Source organism: Clostridium carnis (assembly GCF_054657435.1).
On the sequence record NZ_BAAHYS010000001.1, the window covers coordinates 1,697,006 to 1,715,781 of the forward strand.

An 18,776-nucleotide genomic window follows, 5' to 3' on the forward strand; every position below is an offset into this window, starting at 1 on the left:
TTATACAGTAAAACATATTTGTATTTTACGGCATATAGTATTATCATTAAGTTAGAAAAGTTAATGTAGACAAAAGAAGTTTAAGCGAGGTGATTGAAATGATGATGAATACTCACAAAGCCTTAGCACAAAATTTTATAAATAATATAGATGAAGATAAGTTATTTATTATAAAGGATTCACATTTTATTTGGGGAAATATAAAGCCAGATTGTGCATCAAAGTATAAATTTAAAAAGCATTATTTAGATGAAAGCTTTGAGATGATAGTTAGAAAAATTCAATTTCTATCATCATTAAATTTAAATGATATTTATACAAGATATTCACCAAATAAATTTAATCAAGAACTTGGGGTAATTTGTCACTTTTTATGTGATTATTTTTGTGTACCACATTTTCAAAGATGGGAATTTAAAAGTGCTAATGCTATGAAAGAACATGTTATGTATGAAAATGAGTTATCTAAAGTAGCAAAAGATTTTAAAATAAAAAAAGATATTAATACTAAATTAACATCTAATGAGATTGAAGAATATATTATGAATTTACAAAAAGAATATGAAGGTAAACCAGAATATGAAAAAGATTTAACTTTTGCATATTATATTTGTGATAGCGTTATTAATATGATATTAGATGAAGTTATATTAAATCAGAAACTTAAAGAGCATATGTCTTTAGTGATTTAAAAGAAATTAGAGTGGCAATAGCCACTTTTTTTTGCTATTTAGGAAATTATATTTACAGACTAATTTAGGATAATTATAACATGTTAAGAAATATAAGTGATTTGTTCTAAAGAATAAAAATAAATTAAAATAAAGTTGACAATTTTAGTAAGAATAGAATATAATATAAACAAATAAACATATGAGCAACTATTCATATGTAAGGAGGATAATTGTTATGGAGGAGAGAGATAATAAAATAGAAAACTGTAGTTGTACAGTAATTCATAAAGATACAATAGAAAAAGTTAAAGAAGAAATTCCAAAAGATGAAATTTTATACGATTTAGCAGATTTGTTTAAAGCATTTGCAGATTCAACTAGAATTAAAATACTTTGTGCGTTATTTCAATCTGAGTTATGTGTCTGTGATTTAGCAGCTCTTTTAAATATGACACAATCAGCAATTTCACATCAATTAAGGGTATTAAAATCAAATAGATTAGTTAAGTTTAGAAGAGATGGAAAAGTTATTTATTATTCTCTTGCAGATGACCATATTAAGCATATATTTGATGAAGGATTTAAGCATATTATTGAATAATTAGGAGGAAATAAGATGATGGATATAAAAGAAATAAAGCTTTTGTTATCTGGATTAGTTTGTGCCAATTGTGGAAATAAAATTGAAGATAGAGTAAATAAATTAGAGGGAGTAAAGGAAGCTAATTTAAATTTTTCTACTTCAACTTTAATAGTAGAGTTAAATGGTGAAGTAAATCGTGAAAATGTTATAGAAGAAATTAAATATATTGTGAAAAAACTTGAACCAGATGTAAGGGTTTTAGAAAAGAATAATAAAATTTTAAAAAATAATAATATTAAAAAATGTACAAGTAATGTATGTTGTACAAGTAGTGCATGTAGTTCCGAAAAAGAACATACGCATGAAGAACATGGACATGATAATCATAATCATGATGGAGATGATAATGAACATGGGAATAGTCATGATCACGGCAATATAAGCTTCAAAATAAAAGATAATTTAAGGTTAATAATTGGAGCAATTATATATGCAATAGCTTTAATTGCTCCAAAGGATAATATTATATCTATTATATTATTTGCGTCAAGTTATGTACTAATTGGTGGAAAAGTTGTTTTAACAGCTTTCAAAAATATATTAAGAGGAGAAGTTTTTGATGAGAACTTCTTAATGACAATAGCAACATTAGGAGCATTTTTTATAGGAGAATTCCCTGAAGGTGTAGCAGTTATGTTGTTCTATGAAGTAGGTGAAATGTTCCAATCATATGCGGTAAATCGTTCAAGAAATTCTATATCATCACTTATGGATATAAGAGCTGATTATGCAAATTTATTAAAGGGAGACAAAGAAGAAAAGGTATCACCAGAAATAGTTTCAATAGATGATATTATTTTAATAAAACCAGGTGAAAGGGTTCCGCTAGATGGAATAATAGTAGAAGGGAAAAGTTTTGTTGATACTTCGGCCCTAACAGGAGAATCAGTTCCAAGAGAAGTTTTAGAAAATGATGAAATATTATCCGGATTTATAAATACAAGTGGTGTTTTAAAAGTAAAGGTGACTAAGGTATTTGGAGAATCTACTGTTGCAAGAATTTTAGAGCTTGTAGAAAATGCCTCAAGTAAAAAAGCACCAACAGAAAAGTTTATTACAAAGTTCTCTAAAATTTATACTCCTATTGTAGTAATTTCAGCATTAGCTTTAGCAATATTACCACCATTATTAATAAAAGATGCAGTATTTTCAGATTGGATATATAGAGCTCTTATTTTCTTAGTTGTATCTTGTCCTTGTGCATTAGTTGTATCTATTCCATTAGGGTTGTTTGCAGGAATTGGCGGGGCATCTAAAAAAGGAATTTTAGTTAAGGGTGGAAATTATTTAGAAGCATTAAAAGATGTTGAAGTTATAGTTTTTGATAAAACAGGAACTTTAACTAAAGGTGTATTTAAAGTAACTGAAATAAATAATTTAAATATTGAAAAAGATGAACTATTAAAAATAGCAGCATTTGGAGAAAGTTTATCTAATCATCCTATAGCACAATCAATAGTTAAGGAATATGGAAAAGATATAAATAAAGATGAAATAAATAATTATGAAGAAATATCTGGTCATGGAATTAAAGTTAATATCAATGGTAATGAAGTTCTTTTAGGTAATTATAAGTTAATGGAAAGGTTCAATATTTCTTATGAAAATAAGGAGTCTATAGGAACAATTATTCATATAGCTATAAATGGAAAATATAAAGGAAATATAGTAATTTCTGATGAAATTAAAGAGAGTTCTAAATCTGCAATAAAACAACTAAGAGATATAGGGGTGTCTAAAACTGTAATGCTAACAGGTGATAATAAAAAGGTTGCAGAAAAAGTTAAAAATATAATAGGTATAGATGAAGTTTATTCTGAGCTATTACCAGCAGATAAAGTAGAAAAAATTGAAGATTTAATAAATAAAAAATCACAAAAGGGCAAGGTCATATTTGTAGGGGATGGAATAAATGATGCACCAGTATTAGCAAGAGCAGATATCGGAGTTGCAATGGGTGGTATTGGTTCAGATGCAGCTATAGAAGCAGCAAATGTAGTTTTAATGAAAGATAATCCAGAAGCATTAGTAGATGCAATAGAAATAGGAAGAAAAACAAATAAAATATTATGGCAAAATATTATTTTTTCATTGGGAATAAAGGTTTTAGTCTTAATTCTTGGTGCTTTAGGTATGGCAAATATGTGGGAAGCTGTTTTTGCAGATGTTGGAGTTACTGTTATAGCAGTATTGAATTCTACTAGATGTTTAAAGTAGCAATTAGAGTGATATTTAAAGAGGAAAAATTATTATTTTAATGTTGTTGACAAATTTCATCATTTTAAATATAATGAATTAGGTTGAGAACATTTCAGGCATAAGGGAAGCATACAAGATCATTGATCTTGATTACAAACCCTATAAATACTAGGTTTATAGGTGGTTTGTATAAATTTAGAGACTTATGTATAACGAATCTGCTGCGTTATACATAAGTCTTATTTTTATAATGATAAATTAATTTTTTTGAAAATTTTTTAATTAATTAATAATATAATTAAGATTTTTACAAAAGATAAAGGGGTAATATGGAATTTTAAATAGATAAATGTATTTTTATGACTATGGAGGCAAAGTATGAACTTAATAAGTATTCTTTTAATAGCGATAGGATTAGCAATGGATGCTTTTGCAGTATCGTTAACAACTGGACTTAAAGTAACTAAAGATAAAAAGACTTATTTAGCAATTAAGTCAGGTATATTTTTTGGTATAGCACAAGGGGTTATGCCAGTAATAGGGTGGTTTTTAGGAAATAACTTTAAACAGTATATAGAAGGCTTTGATCACTGGATAGCATTTTTACTTTTAGGAATTATAGGAGGAAAAATGGCTTATGAAGGATTAAAATCTAATGATGAAGAATCAGAAAATGAAGTAGATTTTTCAAATAAAAGAATGTTTATATTATCTATAGCTACAAGCATAGATGCACTAGCAATTGGAGTAAGTCTTGGAGCTTTAAATGCAAATATAATTACATCCGCATTAATAATTGGAGTAGTTACAATGATAATATGCATATTAGGGGTATATTTAGGAAAAATATGTGGAAATTTACTTCAAGGGAAAGCGGAAGTAGTTGGTGGAATAATATTAATATGCATAGGGGCAAAAATTTTATTAGAGCATACAGGAATTATAGATAAAATAATAAACTTTGTTAAATAGATAACTCAAATAGTTTTAAAAATTGTATAAAGGTGTTACAATATAAAATATAAATAAAGTATATAATAGTATTATTTGTTAATACGGTTATACTATTAAAAATAAATTTGGTTAGGAGATACACAGTATGGAAAAGAAAAAAAATATTTCTATGGCTGTAATAAAGAGATTACCAAAATATCATAGATATCTACAAGAATTAATGAGAAATGACGTTGATAGAATTTCATCCAAAGAATTAGGTGAAAAAATAGGATTTACAGCATCTCAAATACGTCAAGATTTAAATTGTTTTGGTGATTTTGGACAGCAAGGTTATGGATATAATGTTAAAGATTTATTTAATCAAATAAGTCTAATTTTAGGTCTTAATAAAGATTATAAAGGTATAATCATAGGTGCTGGTAATATAGGTCAGGCAATTGCAAACTATAGTAGATTTTCTAAGTTAGGGTTAACAGTAGAAGCGATTTTTGACGCTAATCCTAAATTAATTGGAATGAAAATTAGAGATATAGAGATAGAAGATATAGATGGATTAAGTGTATATTTACAAGAAAATAATATAGACGTAGGAATGATTTGTGTGCCTAGAATTAATGCGCAAAAGGTATGTGATGTCTTAGTTGAAGGTGGAGTAAATGGTATTTGGAATTTTGCACCTGTTGATTTAGTAGTTCCAGAAGATGTTATAGTAGAAAATGTACATTTATCAGAAAGTTTATTAACTCTAATATATTTATTACATAAAGGTGATAAAGAGTAGATTCATAATATTGTAAAAGTTATCTTATTATAGAAATAGTTATTGCAAAAGAAAAATTCAAGGTTTATAATTATAATTGAAGTTAAGGCTTCAATTATTTTTTTTATTTAATTGTTAATCTTATAACAATTTTATGGTCAGTAAATTAACTTTAAATATAAAAGTTGGGTAAAGGGAGGATTTTACATGGAATTAAAAAATGTAATTCTTGAAAAAGAGGGGAATTTAGCTATTGTTACAATCAATAGACCTAAGGCATTAAATGCATTAAACTCAGAAACACTTGTAGATTTAAATACAATTTTAACAGATCTAGAAAGTGATAAAGATATTTACTGCGTAATTTTAACAGGAGCTGGTGAAAAATCATTTGTTGCTGGTGCAGATATTGCTGAGATGAAAGATTTAAATGAAGAACAAGGAAAAGAATTTGGACTTCTTGGAAATAAAGTTTTCAGAAGATTAGAAAATTTAGATAAGCCAGTAATAGCAGCTATATCAGGATTTGCACTAGGTGGTGGATGTGAAATAGCAATGGCTTGTGATATAAGAATAGCTTCAGAAAAGGCTAAATTTGGACAACCTGAAGCAGGGCTTGGAATTACTCCTGGTTTTGGTGGGACTCAAAGATTACCAAGATTAGTTGGACAAGGAAAAGCTAAGGAAATGATTTACACAGGAGCAATAATTAAAGCAGATGAAGCTTTAAGAGTGGGATTAGTAAATAAGGTAGTACCTTTAGAAAGTTTAATGGAAGAAGCAAAGAAAATGGCAGGCATGATAATTGCAAATGCACCAATAGCAGTTAAACTTTGTAAGGATGCAATAAATAGAGGAATGCAAGTAGATATAGATACTGCAATCGTTATAGAAGCAGAAGATTTTGGGAAGTGTTTCTTAACAGAAGACCAAAAAGAAGGAATGAGTGCTTTTATTGAAAGAAGAGAAAAAAGTTTCCAAAATAAATAGTCAGAATTATCATTAAAAAATAAATAGTCAAATATTTTGGTGAATTAAAAAGGTGTAAACATAGGGAGGTAAAATTAAATGAATTTCCAATTAACTAGAGAGCAAGAATTAGTAAGACAAATGGTTAGAGAATTCGCAGTAAACGAAGTAAAACCAATTGCAGCAGAAATCGATGAAACAGAAAGATTTCCAATGGAAAACGTTCAAAAAATGGCTAAACTAGGTATGCTTGGTATTCCATTTTCAAAAGAATATGGTGGAGCTGGTGGAGACACTCTTTCTTATATATTAGCTGTTGAAGAATTATCAAAAGTTTGTGGTACAACAGGTGTTATAGTATCAGCACATACTTCACTTTGTGCTTCGCTTATTGAACAATTTGGTAATCCAACTCAAAAAGGAAAATATCTAAAAGACCTTGCAACTGGTAAAAAGCTAGGTGCTTTTGGTTTAACTGAACCAGGCGCAGGTACAGATGCAGCTGGACAACAAACAGTTGCAGTTTTAGAAGATGATCACTATGTATTAAATGGATCAAAGATATTTATTACAAATGGTGGAGTTGCTGAAACATTTATTATATTTGCTATGACAGATAAGAGTAAAGGAACAAAGGGAATTTCAGCATTTATAGTTGAGAAAGACTTCCCAGGTTTCTCTATAGGAAAGAAAGAAGAAAAGCTTGGAATAAGAGCATCTTCTACAACAGAATTAGTTATGGTTAATTGTATAGTTCCAAAAGAAAATTTAATTGGACAAGAAGGTAAAGGCTTCGGTATAGCAATGAAGACTCTAGATGGAGGAAGAATTGGTATAGCAGCACAAGCATTAGGAATAGCAGAAGGTGCTTTTGAAGAAGCTGTAGCTTATATGAAAGAAAGAAAACAATTTGGTAGACCAATTGCTGCATTCCAAGGTTTACAATGGATGATAGCAGAAATGGATACTAAAATTGAAGCTGCAAGACATTTAGTTTATAAAGCAGCATGCTTAAAAGAAGCTAAAATGCCTTATTCAGTAGATGCAGCAAGAGCTAAACTTTACGCTGCTGAAGTAGCTATGGAAGTTACAACTAAAGCAGTTCAAATATTTGGTGGATATGGATACACTAAAGAATATCCAGTAGAAAGAATGATGAGAGACGCTAAGATAACTGAAATATATGAAGGAACTTCAGAAGTTCAAAAAATGGTTATCGCTGGAAGCGCATTAAGATAGAGGAGGACTTATAGATGAATATAGTAGTTTGTTTAAAGCAAGTTCCAGATACAACAGCTGTTAAAATTGATCCTAAAACAGGAACCCTTATAAGAGATGGAGTTCCATCAATTATAAATCCAGAAGATAAGCATGCTTTAGAAGCAGCTTTAGCAATAAAAGAAAATTCAGGTGCAACTATTACTGTAGTTAGTATGGGACCACCACAAGCTAAAAATGCATTAAGAGAAGCTTTATGCATGGGAGCTGACGAAGCGATATTAATAACTGATAGAGCATTTGCAGGTGCAGATACACTAGCTACTTCAAAAGCTTTAGCAGGAGCAATAAAGAAATTAAAATATGATATAGTATTTGCAGGAAGACAAGCAATTGATGGAGATACTGCTCAAGTAGGACCAGAAATTGCAGAACACTTAGATATACCACAAGTAACTTATGTTCAAGATGTTAAAATAGAAGAAGATGGATTATTAATAAATAGAGCTTTAGAAGATGGATATGAATTAATTAAAGTTCAAGCTCCAGTTCTTTTAACAGCTATAAAGGAATTAAACAACCCAAGATATATGAATGTTCAATATATCTTTGATACAGCTAATAAAGAAATTCAAATTTGGTCAGCTGATGATATAGAAGTAAATAAGGAAGAGTTAGGACTTAAAGGTTCACCTACTAAGGTTAAAAAGTCAATGACAAAGGAAACTAAGGGAGCAGGAGAACTTATAAGTGAAACTCCAGCAGAAGCTGCAAAATATGTGTTAGGAAAATTAAAGGAAAAGCACTACATCTAAGATATATGGGAGGGAAAAAAAGATGAATATAGCAGATTACAAAGGCGTTTGGGTATTTGCTGAGCAAAGAGAAGGAGAACTTCAAAAAGTTTCTTTAGAATTACTTGGTGAAGGTAGAAAAGTTGCAGATAAATTAGGAGTTAAGCTAACAGCTTTATTATTAGGCGATAATGTTAAGGGAATGGCAGATACATTAGGAAGACATGGCGCGGATGAAGTTATAGTTGCTGAAAATGAATTATTAAAGCACTATACAACTGATGGATATACTAAAGTTATCTGTGATTTAGCTAGTGAAAGAAAACCAGGAATATTATTTATAGGTGCTACTTTTATAGGAAGAGATTTAGGTCCTAGAGTAGCAGCAAGATTATCAACAGGTTTAACAGCTGATTGTACAGTACTAGATGTTGAAGTTGAAAATGGAGATCTTTTAGCTACAAGACCAGCTTTTGGTGGAAACTTAATGGCTACAATAGCATGCCCAGATCATAGACCACAAATGGCTACAGTAAGACCAGGGGTTTTCTCTAAGTTAGATGATGCTGACAGAGAATTTACTGTTGAAAATGTTGAAGTTAAAATAGAAGATTCTGATATTAGAACTAAAATTATAGAAATAGTAAAAGAAGCTAAAGATATAGTTGATATAAGTGAAGCTAACTTTATAGTTTCAGGTGGTAGAGGAGTTGGTTCAAAGGAAAACTTTGCTCTTTTAGAAGAACTAGCTGAAGCTTTAGAAGGAACTGTTGCAGGATCAAGAGCAGCAGTAGATAATGAATGGATTGAAAGAAACTATCAAGTTGGTCAAACTGGTAAAACTGTAAGACCAAATATATATATTGCTTGTGGTATTTCAGGAGCTATACAACACGTTGCTGGTATGCAAGACTCAGATTTAATTATAGCTATTAATAAAGATGCTTCAGCACCAATTATGAAGGTTGCAGATTATGCAATTGTTGGAGATTTATTAAAGGTAGTACCTGAAATGACTGCTCAAGTAAAGGCAATGAAGGAAGCAGAATAATATATTATTCAAGATAGGGTTGAAAAGTACAACTAATGGTATAAGATAAAAAATAGGTTTATAGGAGGAATATAAAATGGAGAAAATTTTTGTTTTAGGTGCTGGAACAATGGGAGCTGGAATTGTTCAAGCTTTTGCACAAAAGGGATATGAAGTTATTGTTAGAGATATAAAAGAAGAATTTGTTGAAAGAGGAATAGCTGGGATTAATAAAGGACTTAGCAGACAAGTTTCTAAGGGAAAAATGACTGAAGAGGAAAAAGAAGCTATACTTTCAAGAATATCAGGAACAACTGATATGAATTTAGCAGAAGATTGTGATTTAGTAGTTGAAGCTGCTATAGAAAATATGGAAATTAAAAAGAAAATATTTGCTGAATTAGATTCTATTTGTAAAGAAAGTGCTATATTAGCATCAAATACATCTTCATTATCAATAACAGAAGTTGCATCTGCTACTAAGAGACCAGATAAGGTTATAGGAATGCATTTCTTTAACCCAGCTCCAGTTATGAAATTAGTTGAAATTATAAGAGGAATGGCTACTTCACAAGAAACTTACGATGCTGTAAAAGAATTATCAGTAGCAATTGGTAAGGAACCAGTAGAAGTTGCAGAAGCTCCAGGATTTGTTGTTAATAGAATACTTATTCCAATGATTAATGAAGCTACATTTATACTTCAAGAAGGAATTGCTTCAGTTGAAGATATAGATACAGCTATGAAATATGGTGCTAACCACCCAATGGGACCTTTAGCATTAGGAGATCTTATAGGTTTAGACGTTTGTTTAGCAATAATGGATGTTTTATATAATGAAACAGGAGATACTAAGTACAGAGCTAGCAGTTTATTAAGAAAATATGTTAGAGCTGGATGGCTTGGAAGAAAGAGCGGAAAAGGCTTCTACAATTACTAAAATATTATTAGATTAAAATTTATTAAAATCATATGAAAAATCTCGATTCATAGCTTTGAATCGAGATTTTTAATTTACATAAAAAACTCAGGATAGATAAATAGATATAGAATTAAGCATATGATATAATTGATACAAAAGAAACGGAGGATAGTTATGAGTTTATTAGAGAAAACTAGAGAACTTTATAATGTTAAATATGATTTAAATTGTGCAGAATGTATATTAAAAGCTGTAAATGAATACTATGACTTGGATTTATCTAAACAAACTATGAAAGCAATGGCTTCATTTGGTGGGGGAATGGCCATTGAAAGTGTTTGTGGTGCAGCAACTGGTGCTATAGCAGCAATTGGAATTATGTTTACTGAAGAAAGAGGGCATCAAAGTCCACATGTAAAAGTTATGACTTCTGAATTTATGAATATATTTAAAGAAAAACTAGGAACATTAAATTGTGATAAGCTAAAAAGCGATTATAGAAAAGAAGAAGATAGATGTTTATATATGATGGATATTGCATCTGAAACATTAGAAGAAATAGTTGAAAAACATAAAAAAAATTATAATATCATAAGGGGATAATTATAATAAAAATAGATTTTGGTATAGTTTAAATGTAAATAAGGGAATATAAAGTATTGATTTATGTTAAAACAATATGAGGTGAAGAAATGGATTTTAAAAGTGTAAGTTTTGAAAAAAATTCAGCAATATTAAAAGAGGTAAAGAACTTTAATATAAAGCAAATATTAGAATGTGGTCAATGTTTTAGATGGGAGAAAATAACCGATACAAATTACATAGTTATAGCTTATGAAAGAGTTATAGAGATTTTACAGAATGATGACGAAGTAGTAATACTTAATACTAATGAAGAAGATTTTAATAATATATGGATTAAATATTTTGATTTAGAAAGAAATTATGATTCTATAAAAGAAGAATTATCAAAAGATGAAATTTTAAAAAAAAGTGTGGAGTTTGGATATGGTATAAGAATTTTAAATCAAGATCCATTTGAAATGCTAATTAGTTTTATAATATCAGCAAGAAATAGTATTCCATCAATAAAGAAAACTGTAAAAAAAATATGCGAAAAATGGGGAAGTAAAATTGAATATAAAGGCGAAGAGTATTTTACTTTCCCTAAGCCTATAGATATTAAAGAGGCTACTTTAGAAGAAATTCAAAGTACAGGGGCATCATTTAGAAGTAAATATATTGTAAATACAATAGCGCGAGTAAATGAAGCTTTAGAAGTAAAAAAAGATTTTGAAAATAATCCATCAAATTATAATGAGACACCAGAAGCTTTAGAGTTTGATTTAGAATATATACTTAATTTAGATGATGATGATTGCCATATAGCTCTTCAAAAGTTTATGGGAGTTGGAGCAAAAGTTGCAGATTGTATAATGTTATTTTCTATGGCAAAACATTCAGCTTTCCCAGTTGATGTATGGGTAAAAAGGGCTATGATATATTTCTATGTAGCACCTGATGTATCTTTAAACAAAATGAGAGTTTTTGCTAGAGAAAAGTTTGGGAGCTTATCAGGATTAGCACAACAATATCTTTTTTATTATGCGAGAGAAAATAAAATCAATATAGATTAATTATAAGTATATTGTTAATAAAATTTATAAGAGTAGATTAATGAATCAAATAAATACTTAGTATTAAAATTAATTAGATTTGGGATTTTAACTAATTCCAAGTCTATTTTTTATATCAACAAGTATAAAATTAATTATTAATAATATTATAAATTTAATATAAGATAGTTGTTATTGGAAATTTTAATAATAAAGTTTATAATTTAATATATAATGTTTGAAAATTTAGAAAATAAATTGTAAGCAATATTATAATTTATAAGTTTAATGGAGGAATAGGAAATGTATTACTTGGGTATTGATGGTGGAGGAACTAAAACCAAATATTTACTTGTAAATGAAGATTTAAAAAAGGTTGTAGAATGTGAAGGGGCTACTATTCATATTCATCAAACTGGAGTAGATGGAATTAAAAGAGAATTAAAAGAGAATATAGAACATTTATGCAAAGAGGCAAATATTAAAGTTAAAGAAATTTCATATGCATTTACAGGGGTTCCAGGGTATGGTGAAAGTTTAGAAGATAAAATTAAAATAGATGAAGCAGTGAAAGAAGTTATGGAAGTTCCATATATGATTGATAATGATGCAGTAAATGGTTGGGCAGCAGGAACAGCATGTAAAGCAGGAATAAATATGGTAGCTGGAACAGGAAGTATCGCTTATGGTAGAAATGATGAAGGTAAATTAGCTAGATGTGGTGGATTTGGGCCAGGAATAGGTGATGATGGAAGTGCATACTGGATTGCATTAAAAACTATTAATGAATATACTAAGCAGAAGGATGGAAGAAAAGAAGAAACTATTTTAACAAAAATATTAGAAGAAAACTATGATATAAATTATAAATATGAAATAGTTGATATTGTATTTAATAAATTAAAATTTAATAGAACAGATGTAGCAGGATTTTCTAAAATATGTTTTTTAGCAGCAGAAGCTGGATGTCCTGTTGCTAAAAAAATATTTGAAGATGCAGCAGAAGCTATATTTGAACATGTATACGCATTATCTAAAGAATTAGGTTTTAAGGATGAGTTTGTACTTTCATATACTGGTGGAGTATTTAAATCAGGAAAACATGTTATAGAACCATTGAAAGAAAAAATAGCAGCTTCAGGATTAAAATGCAAAATACAAGAACCAGAGCTTGACCCATGGAATGGGGCTGCTTTATTAGCATATAAACTTGCAGGAAATGAAATTCCTTTAAATGTTAAAGAAATAATGAAATAGTTATAAAGAATAAAAAAGCCTCTCTAAGCCAATTTACTTTAGAGAGGTTTTAAAATTAAAATAATTAAAATGTAAAGTTAATATAACTTTAACATATAAAATCATTTTTAAAGAAAACGATTGCTTGAAAGTGTTAGGTAAAATGATATAATAAATAATATACTACTATTTAAATAAAAGGGGGAGAATAAATGAAGTATATAATATCCTTGGTATCATTAATTGTTATAACATTTTTAATAATATTATTATTTTTTACAATAACAAACAAGAATAATAGTTTTAAAGGAAATTTAAAAAGGTCATATATGTTTATGCTAGTAGTTGTGCCAATAGTATCATTAGTTGGTGGGTTGTTATTTCTATTATTTAAACTGATAACGATGTTATTACCAGTTGCTATAGAGACTTTTGATATCTTTATAGTAGCTATAACAGGTGTATTTATAATATTTGTAAGTGATATTATTAGTAAAAGTTTAGTATCTAGAATGGTATCTACAGTTTTCTATAATAAATATAAGAGTCAAGATTTAAGTGAAAATGATGTAATGAATATAGCAAAAGAAAATCAAAAACTATTTAATACTTGGGTGGTAGTTGTTATGTTTTTAGGTACTTTTGCATTATATACAGCAGTTACGTTACTTATGTCAATACCTTTCAATTTAGCATTTATTACCATAATATCTGTTTGCAATATTTTGGGATATAAATTGTTTTTCAGAAGTAAGGATGTTGCTTTAAATTAATAATTTTTAAGTAGAAGACGAAGTTTTAAAAATAAAAACTTCGTTTTTTATTTTTAAATTATAATAATATTTAATAAATAAACAAGGAATATATTTAAGCTAATAAAAAATATATTACAAAAAAGTAAAAAATATAAAAATGAAATTTGAGATAAAATAATTTATGAAATAGCCTTTAAAATTTTAAGATAAAATTTTTAATTTATTATAGGTGTTAATGACCAGTTTGTGATATAATAAATTCGAATAGATAAAGAGGTGATGTTGTGAGCGTTATTGATAAGAACTCTAGAACACCGCTGTATTTACAATTAATGGGAATATTGATAGAAAACATAGAAAAAAATATGGAAGAAAATGATCAGATACTTTCAGAAAGAGAAATCTGTGAAATCTATAATGTAAGTAGAACAACAGTTAGACAAGCGTTGGTTGAACTTGAGAAGGATGGATATATATATAAAGTCCATGGAAAAGGTACCTTTGTATCACCTAAAAGAGTAAATCAAGATTTAATGTCATTTTATTCTTTTACAGAAGAAATGAAAAAGCTTGGAAAAGAGCCTACATCAGAGGTTATTGGGTTCGAAGTAATTCATGCAGGTGAAAAATTAGGAAGAATATTTAATCTTGATGAAGAGGGATTACTTTATAAAATATCTAGAATTAGAAAAGCAGATGATATTCCAATGATGTATGAAACTACATACTTACCATTTAATAGATTTCAAGGTTTAAATAAGAATCAACTAGTTGGAAAGCCTATGTATGATGTATTAGTAGAATATTTTAATGCTAAATTAACTTCAGCAGAAGAATTTTTCCAACCTATATTAACAAATAAACTAGAAAGTATCTACTTGGACATAAAAGAAGGAGCTCCAAGTTTAAAAATAGAAAGAATGACATATGAAAATAACAATACTATCGAATATACATTAGGTGTAGCTCGTGGAGATAAGTTTAAATACAGAGTTAAATTAAAAAACAATCAATAATTAATAACATAAATAAAACAAAAAAATTTTAAAACAACTGGTAATGACGACATTAACAGTTAGCAGGAGGTATTTAGATGTTTTTTGGAATGACAAGAGAAAGAATACAAGAATTAGGTGCTACATTTACAGCAACAGAAATTAGGCAACAACCAGAATTATGGGAGGAAACTTATAAAATAGTTTCAGATAATAAAGAAAGAATAGTTACATTTTTAAAAAATAACTTAAAAAGTAACACAAGAATAGTATTAACTGGGGCGGGTACTTCAGACTATGTAGGGGATACTATTTATCTATATTTAGCTAAAAAACTAAATTTAAGAGTGGAAGCTATTGCAACAACTGATTTAGTATCTAATCCACATGAATTTGTTGAAGAAGATACACCTACAATATTAGTTTCTTATGCTAGATCAGGAAATAGTCCAGAAAGTGTAGGAGCATATGATATATTTGAAAATAATGTAAAAGATATATCACAACTTGTTATTACTTGTAACAAAGATGGTGAGCTTGCTAAAAAATCAATGGTTAATGAAAAAGATCTTTGTTTATTAATGCCAGAGTTATCAAATGATAAAAGTTTCGCTATGACAAGCTCTTTTAGCTGTATGTTACTTGCATCATTATTAGTATTTGATATTGAAAACCTAGAAGAGAATAAGAAACATGTAAATGCAGTTGTAAATCAAGGAAATCATATACTAGATAATATGTGGCAAGAAGTTAAAGATCTTGTAGACTATGGCTGTGAAAGAGTAGTTTATTTAGGATCAGGAGCACTTAAAGGTTTATGTCAAGAAATGGCTTTAAAAAACTTAGAGTTAACTAGTGGAAAAACAATTACAGTTTGTGAATCAGTACTAGGGTTTAGACATGGTCCAAAGTCAATTATCAATGATAATACTTTAGTAATATTTATGAATTCTACAAATAGCTATACAAATCTATATGATATGGACTTAATAAAAGAAATTCATGGAGATATAGGAAATCATAAATTAGCAGTTATTAGCTATAAAAATAATAATGAGTTAAATGGATTATGTGATAAGTACTTAAATATAAATGGAGAAGAAGTTCCAGAAGTTTATACTGTATTTAACTATATGTTATTTGGACAAATGTTTGGTTTATTTAGTTCATTAAAGTTTGGAATATCACCTGATAATCCAAGACCAGATGGAACAGTTAATAGAGTTGTTAAAGGTGTAATTATACACCCATATAAATAGAAATATTTTAATTGGAGGTTTAATTGATGGTAGGAATAATAGTAACAGGACATGGGAATTTTGCAACAGGAATGTTAAGTTCTCTTGAATTAATAGCAGGTAAATCAGATAAGCTAATAGGGGTAGATTTTACAGCAGAAGATAGCACTGAAACTTTAGAAGTTAAGATAGAAAAAGCAATGAATGAGTTTGATGATGAAATAATAGTATTATCAGATTTAGCTGGAGGTTCACCATTTAAGGTTTCTGCAATATTAGGTCAAAAGTTATCAGATAAAAAAATACAAGTTGTAGCAGGAACTAATTTAGGAATGTTAATTGAGGTTTCATTATGTAGAGAGGGAATGTCAGTAGAAGAATTAGTTGATTTTGCAATAAATTCAGGAAGCAATGCAATAAAAGCATTTGCATTAAAAGAAAAAGAAGAAGTAGAAGAAGATGAAGAATTCGACGGAATATAAATAGGAAAAATAATAACAGTATAGATAAAAGGAGATGTATTTAAAATGGGAAATATATTATCAACAAGAGAAATGTTAAAGAAAGCACAAAGAGAAGGATATGCTGTACCAGCATTTAATATTCATAATTTAGAAACACTACAAGTTGTAGTTGAAACAGCGGCAGAATTAAAGTCACCAGTTATACTAGCAGGAACACCATCAACAATTCTATATGCTGGTGGAGAATATATAGTAGCTATGGCAGAAGTAGCAGCAAAGAAATATGACATTCCAGTAGCTATACATTTAGATCACTATGAAGATGTAGCAGAAATAAAACACTACGTTGATTTAGGCTTTAAATCAACTATGATAGATGCATCACATGAAGACTATGAAAATAACATTAAAACTGTTAAAGAAGTAGTTGAATATGCACATAAATTTGATGCTACAGTAGAAGCAGAGCTTGGAAGATTAGGTGGTCAAGAAGATGATTTAGTAGTAGATGAAAAAGATGCTTTATATACTAATCCAGCTCAAGCTAAAGAGTTTGTAGAAAAGACAGGTATAGATTCATTAGCAATAGCAATAGGAACTGCACATGGATTATATAAAGGAGTAGCAAAGCTTGATTTTGATAGATTAAAAGAAATAAGAGCAATTGTTGATGTACCGTTAGTATTACATGGAGCTTCAGATGTTCCAGATGAACTAGTAAAAAAAGCTATATCACTTGGAATATGTAAAGTAAATGTAGCTACAGATTTAAAGATACCTTTCTCAGATGCAGTTAAGAAGTATTTTATAGAAAATCCAACTGCAAATGATCCAAGAAAATATATGGCACCAGGTAAGGAAGCTATGAAAGCTGTAGTTGCTCATAAAATAATGGTATGTGGAAGTAATGGAAAAGCTTAAAAATATTTTTTATTGAGGTGATTATATGGTACATCCTATTAAGGATATGGTAACTAGGTATAAAAATGGAGAAAATATTGGTATAGTTTCAGTTTGTTGTTCAAATCAGTTTGTAATTGAAGCTGCTATGGAAAGATTAAAGGGAACAAATAGTCCACTACTAGTTGAATCTACAGCTAATCAAGTAGATCAATTTGGTGGTTATACTGGTATGAAGCCAAAGGATTATGTTAACTATATTTATAAGCTAGCAGAAAAAACAGGCTTTCCAAAGGAAAGAATAATTCTTGGAGGAGATCATTTAGGTCCACTTACATGGAAAAATATAGATCCTAGAGAAGCTATGGAAAATGCTAAAAATCTTGTAAGGGAATATGTTTTAGCAGGATTTACAAAAATACATTTAGATACTAGCATGCCTTTAAAAGGAGATATAGAGAAAGGGTTATATGATGATTCTTTAATTGCTAATAGAGCTTCTGTATTATGTAAAATTGCTGAGGAAGCATATATAGAATTATTACAAAAAGATGAAAATGCTATACATCCAGTTTATGTTATAGGAAGCGAAGTTCCAATTCCTGGAGGTGCACAAGCAGAGGAAGAGGAAGAAGAAGGACTTCAAGTAACAAAAGTGGAAAACTTTAAAAACACAATAGAAACATTTAAACAAGCCTTTGAAAGCTTTGGAGTAGGTGATTCATGGCAATATGTAGTTGGAGTTGTTGTACAACCAGGCGTTGAATTTAGTAGTGATCATGTTTGGGAATATGATAGAGAAGCAGCTAAAGATTTAGTAGCAGCTTTAGATGACTATGAAAATTTAGTATTTGAAGCACATTCAACTGATTATCAAACTCCTAAAGCTTTAAAAGAAATGGTTGAAGATGGCTTTATAATATTAAAGGTAGGCCCAGCTTTAACATATGGATTTAGAGAAGGTGCCTTTGCAGTAAATGCAATGGAAAATGAATTATTAAAATATGATTCAAATATAGAATTATCAAATTTTATAGAGATATTAGACTTTAGTATGGTTAAGGATCCTAAAGATTGGAAAAACCATTACTCAGGAACTGGAGATAAAATTAAACTAGATAGAAAATATAGTCTATCAGATAGATGTAGATATTATTTACCTAAGGAAGAGGTTAATTTTGCTTTAGAAAAGATGTTAGAAAACTTAAAAGATGTAAATTTACCAATAACATTAGTAAGTCAATTTATGCATACACAATATAAGAAGCATAGAGAAGGTAAGCTTGATCTTACAGCAGAAGACTTAATTAAAGATAGAATAGGTGAATATATAGATGACTATTTATATGCTACAGATGTAGTAGAAGAAAAAATACCACAGTTATGTTAAGAAATAAGCAGGAAGT

At 28.8% G+C, this 18,776-nt stretch carries 19 protein-coding genes; all 19 read left to right on the forward strand.

Annotated features, from left to right (window positions below):
* Positions 1-101 precede the first annotated feature (101 nt).
* The 19 genes from ACYQ1T_RS08105 (at position 102) to ACYQ1T_RS08195 (ending at position 18,760) form a co-directional block, all read left to right on the forward strand.
* Complete coding sequence (locus tag ACYQ1T_RS08105) at positions 102-692, forward strand: zinc dependent phospholipase C family protein (protein WP_459836493.1); 591 nt, start codon at positions 102-104, stop codon at positions 690-692.
* A 217-nt stretch (positions 693-909) separates the two neighbouring features.
* Positions 910-1,275 carry an ArsR/SmtB family transcription factor gene (locus ACYQ1T_RS08110; protein WP_459833807.1) on the forward strand — a complete coding sequence of 122 codons (366 nt, stop codon included), beginning with the start codon at positions 910-912 and terminating at the stop codon, positions 1,273-1,275.
* A gap of 15 nt (positions 1,276-1,290) precedes the next feature.
* Complete coding sequence (locus tag ACYQ1T_RS08115) at positions 1,291-3,534, forward strand: heavy metal translocating P-type ATPase (RefSeq protein ID WP_459833809.1); 2,244 nt, start codon at positions 1,291-1,293, stop codon at positions 3,532-3,534.
* 360 nt (positions 3,535-3,894) lie between these two features.
* Positions 3,895-4,488, forward strand: coding sequence for a manganese efflux pump MntP (locus ACYQ1T_RS08120; RefSeq protein ID WP_459833811.1), 594 nt, complete (start codon positions 3,895-3,897; stop codon positions 4,486-4,488).
* Positions 4,489-4,615: 127 nt separating this feature from the next.
* Positions 4,616-5,254 carry a redox-sensing transcriptional repressor Rex gene (locus tag ACYQ1T_RS08125; protein WP_459833814.1) on the forward strand — a complete coding sequence of 213 codons (639 nt, stop codon included), beginning with the start codon at positions 4,616-4,618 and terminating at the stop codon, positions 5,252-5,254.
* A 186-nt stretch (positions 5,255-5,440) separates the two neighbouring features.
* Positions 5,441-6,223, forward strand: a complete 783-nt coding sequence (locus ACYQ1T_RS08130) for a short-chain-enoyl-CoA hydratase (RefSeq protein WP_459833816.1) — start codon at positions 5,441-5,443, stop codon at positions 6,221-6,223.
* Between the two features lie 78 nt (positions 6,224-6,301).
* The gene (locus ACYQ1T_RS08135) at positions 6,302-7,441 is read left to right on the forward strand and encodes an acyl-CoA dehydrogenase (RefSeq protein ID WP_459833819.1); all 1,140 of its coding nucleotides are present in this window, start codon (positions 6,302-6,304) and stop codon (positions 7,439-7,441) included.
* Positions 7,442-7,455: 14 nt separating this feature from the next.
* A complete protein-coding gene (locus tag ACYQ1T_RS08140) occupies positions 7,456-8,235 on the forward strand; it encodes an electron transfer flavoprotein subunit beta (protein WP_459833822.1) in 780 nt (259 codons plus the stop codon).
* A gap of 22 nt (positions 8,236-8,257) precedes the next feature.
* Positions 8,258-9,265, forward strand: a complete 1,008-nt coding sequence (locus ACYQ1T_RS08145; protein WP_459833825.1) for an electron transfer flavoprotein subunit alpha/FixB family protein — start codon at positions 8,258-8,260, stop codon at positions 9,263-9,265.
* 76 nt (positions 9,266-9,341) lie between these two features.
* Positions 9,342-10,184 (forward strand): 3-hydroxybutyryl-CoA dehydrogenase, encoded by an 843-nt coding sequence (locus ACYQ1T_RS08150; protein ID WP_459833828.1) that lies wholly within the window; start codon positions 9,342-9,344, stop codon positions 10,182-10,184.
* A gap of 156 nt (positions 10,185-10,340) precedes the next feature.
* Positions 10,341-10,769, forward strand: coding sequence for a C-GCAxxG-C-C family (seleno)protein (locus ACYQ1T_RS08155; RefSeq protein ID WP_459833830.1), 429 nt, complete (start codon positions 10,341-10,343; stop codon positions 10,767-10,769).
* Between the two features lie 89 nt (positions 10,770-10,858).
* Complete coding sequence (locus ACYQ1T_RS08160) at positions 10,859-11,803, forward strand: DNA-3-methyladenine glycosylase family protein (RefSeq protein WP_459833833.1); 945 nt, start codon at positions 10,859-10,861, stop codon at positions 11,801-11,803.
* Positions 11,804-12,085: 282 nt separating this feature from the next.
* Positions 12,086-13,039: an N-acetylglucosamine kinase gene (locus tag ACYQ1T_RS08165; protein WP_459833836.1), complete on the forward strand. Its 954-nt coding sequence runs from the start codon at positions 12,086-12,088 to the stop codon at positions 13,037-13,039.
* A 191-nt stretch (positions 13,040-13,230) separates the two neighbouring features.
* The gene (locus tag ACYQ1T_RS08170; protein ID WP_459833838.1) at positions 13,231-13,791 is read left to right on the forward strand and encodes a hypothetical protein; all 561 of its coding nucleotides are present in this window, start codon (positions 13,231-13,233) and stop codon (positions 13,789-13,791) included.
* 266 nt (positions 13,792-14,057) lie between these two features.
* The gene (locus tag ACYQ1T_RS08175) at positions 14,058-14,789 is read left to right on the forward strand and encodes a GntR family transcriptional regulator (RefSeq protein ID WP_459833840.1); all 732 of its coding nucleotides are present in this window, start codon (positions 14,058-14,060) and stop codon (positions 14,787-14,789) included.
* A gap of 77 nt (positions 14,790-14,866) precedes the next feature.
* Positions 14,867-16,027, forward strand: a complete 1,161-nt coding sequence (locus ACYQ1T_RS08180; RefSeq protein ID WP_459833842.1) for an SIS domain-containing protein — start codon at positions 14,867-14,869, stop codon at positions 16,025-16,027.
* A gap of 26 nt (positions 16,028-16,053) precedes the next feature.
* A complete protein-coding gene (gene agaF / locus ACYQ1T_RS08185) occupies positions 16,054-16,488 on the forward strand; it encodes a PTS galactosamine/N-acetylgalactosamine transporter subunit IIA (protein WP_459833844.1) in 435 nt (144 codons plus the stop codon).
* A 45-nt stretch (positions 16,489-16,533) separates the two neighbouring features.
* Positions 16,534-17,391 (forward strand): tagatose bisphosphate family class II aldolase, encoded by an 858-nt coding sequence (locus tag ACYQ1T_RS08190; RefSeq protein ID WP_459833846.1) that lies wholly within the window; start codon positions 16,534-16,536, stop codon positions 17,389-17,391.
* A 25-nt stretch (positions 17,392-17,416) separates the two neighbouring features.
* Entirely contained in the window at positions 17,417-18,760 is a 1,344-nt protein-coding gene (locus tag ACYQ1T_RS08195; protein ID WP_459833848.1) for a class II D-tagatose-bisphosphate aldolase, non-catalytic subunit, read from the forward strand.
* Positions 18,761-18,776: the final 16 nt, after the last annotated feature.

What these genes read in the sequence shown, in the direction of transcription:
- ACYQ1T_RS08105 (WP_459836493.1), top strand. Translation starts at nt 102, where the DNA reads ATGATGAATACTCACAAAGCCTTAGCACAAAATTTTATAAATAATATA.
- ACYQ1T_RS08110 (WP_459833807.1), top strand. Translation starts at nt 910, where the DNA reads ATGGAGGAGAGAGATAATAAAATAGAAAACTGTAGTTGTACAGTAATT.
- ACYQ1T_RS08115 (WP_459833809.1), top strand. Translation starts at nt 1,291, where the DNA reads ATGATGGATATAAAAGAAATAAAGCTTTTGTTATCTGGATTAGTTTGT.
- ACYQ1T_RS08120 (WP_459833811.1), top strand. Translation starts at nt 3,895, where the DNA reads ATGAACTTAATAAGTATTCTTTTAATAGCGATAGGATTAGCAATGGAT.
- ACYQ1T_RS08125 (WP_459833814.1), top strand. Translation starts at nt 4,616, where the DNA reads ATGGAAAAGAAAAAAAATATTTCTATGGCTGTAATAAAGAGATTACCA.
- ACYQ1T_RS08130 (WP_459833816.1), top strand. Translation starts at nt 5,441, where the DNA reads ATGGAATTAAAAAATGTAATTCTTGAAAAAGAGGGGAATTTAGCTATT.
- ACYQ1T_RS08135 (WP_459833819.1), top strand. Translation starts at nt 6,302, where the DNA reads ATGAATTTCCAATTAACTAGAGAGCAAGAATTAGTAAGACAAATGGTT.
- ACYQ1T_RS08140 (WP_459833822.1), top strand. Translation starts at nt 7,456, where the DNA reads ATGAATATAGTAGTTTGTTTAAAGCAAGTTCCAGATACAACAGCTGTT.
- ACYQ1T_RS08145 (WP_459833825.1), top strand. Translation starts at nt 8,258, where the DNA reads ATGAATATAGCAGATTACAAAGGCGTTTGGGTATTTGCTGAGCAAAGA.
- ACYQ1T_RS08150 (WP_459833828.1), top strand. Translation starts at nt 9,342, where the DNA reads ATGGAGAAAATTTTTGTTTTAGGTGCTGGAACAATGGGAGCTGGAATT.
- ACYQ1T_RS08155 (WP_459833830.1), top strand. Translation starts at nt 10,341, where the DNA reads ATGAGTTTATTAGAGAAAACTAGAGAACTTTATAATGTTAAATATGAT.
- ACYQ1T_RS08160 (WP_459833833.1), top strand. Translation starts at nt 10,859, where the DNA reads ATGGATTTTAAAAGTGTAAGTTTTGAAAAAAATTCAGCAATATTAAAA.
- ACYQ1T_RS08165 (WP_459833836.1), top strand. Translation starts at nt 12,086, where the DNA reads ATGTATTACTTGGGTATTGATGGTGGAGGAACTAAAACCAAATATTTA.
- ACYQ1T_RS08170 (WP_459833838.1), top strand. Translation starts at nt 13,231, where the DNA reads ATGAAGTATATAATATCCTTGGTATCATTAATTGTTATAACATTTTTA.
- ACYQ1T_RS08180 (WP_459833842.1), top strand. Translation starts at nt 14,867, where the DNA reads ATGTTTTTTGGAATGACAAGAGAAAGAATACAAGAATTAGGTGCTACA.
- agaF (WP_459833844.1), top strand. Translation starts at nt 16,054, where the DNA reads ATGGTAGGAATAATAGTAACAGGACATGGGAATTTTGCAACAGGAATG.
- ACYQ1T_RS08190 (WP_459833846.1), top strand. Translation starts at nt 16,534, where the DNA reads ATGGGAAATATATTATCAACAAGAGAAATGTTAAAGAAAGCACAAAGA.
- ACYQ1T_RS08195 (WP_459833848.1), top strand. Translation starts at nt 17,417, where the DNA reads ATGGTACATCCTATTAAGGATATGGTAACTAGGTATAAAAATGGAGAA.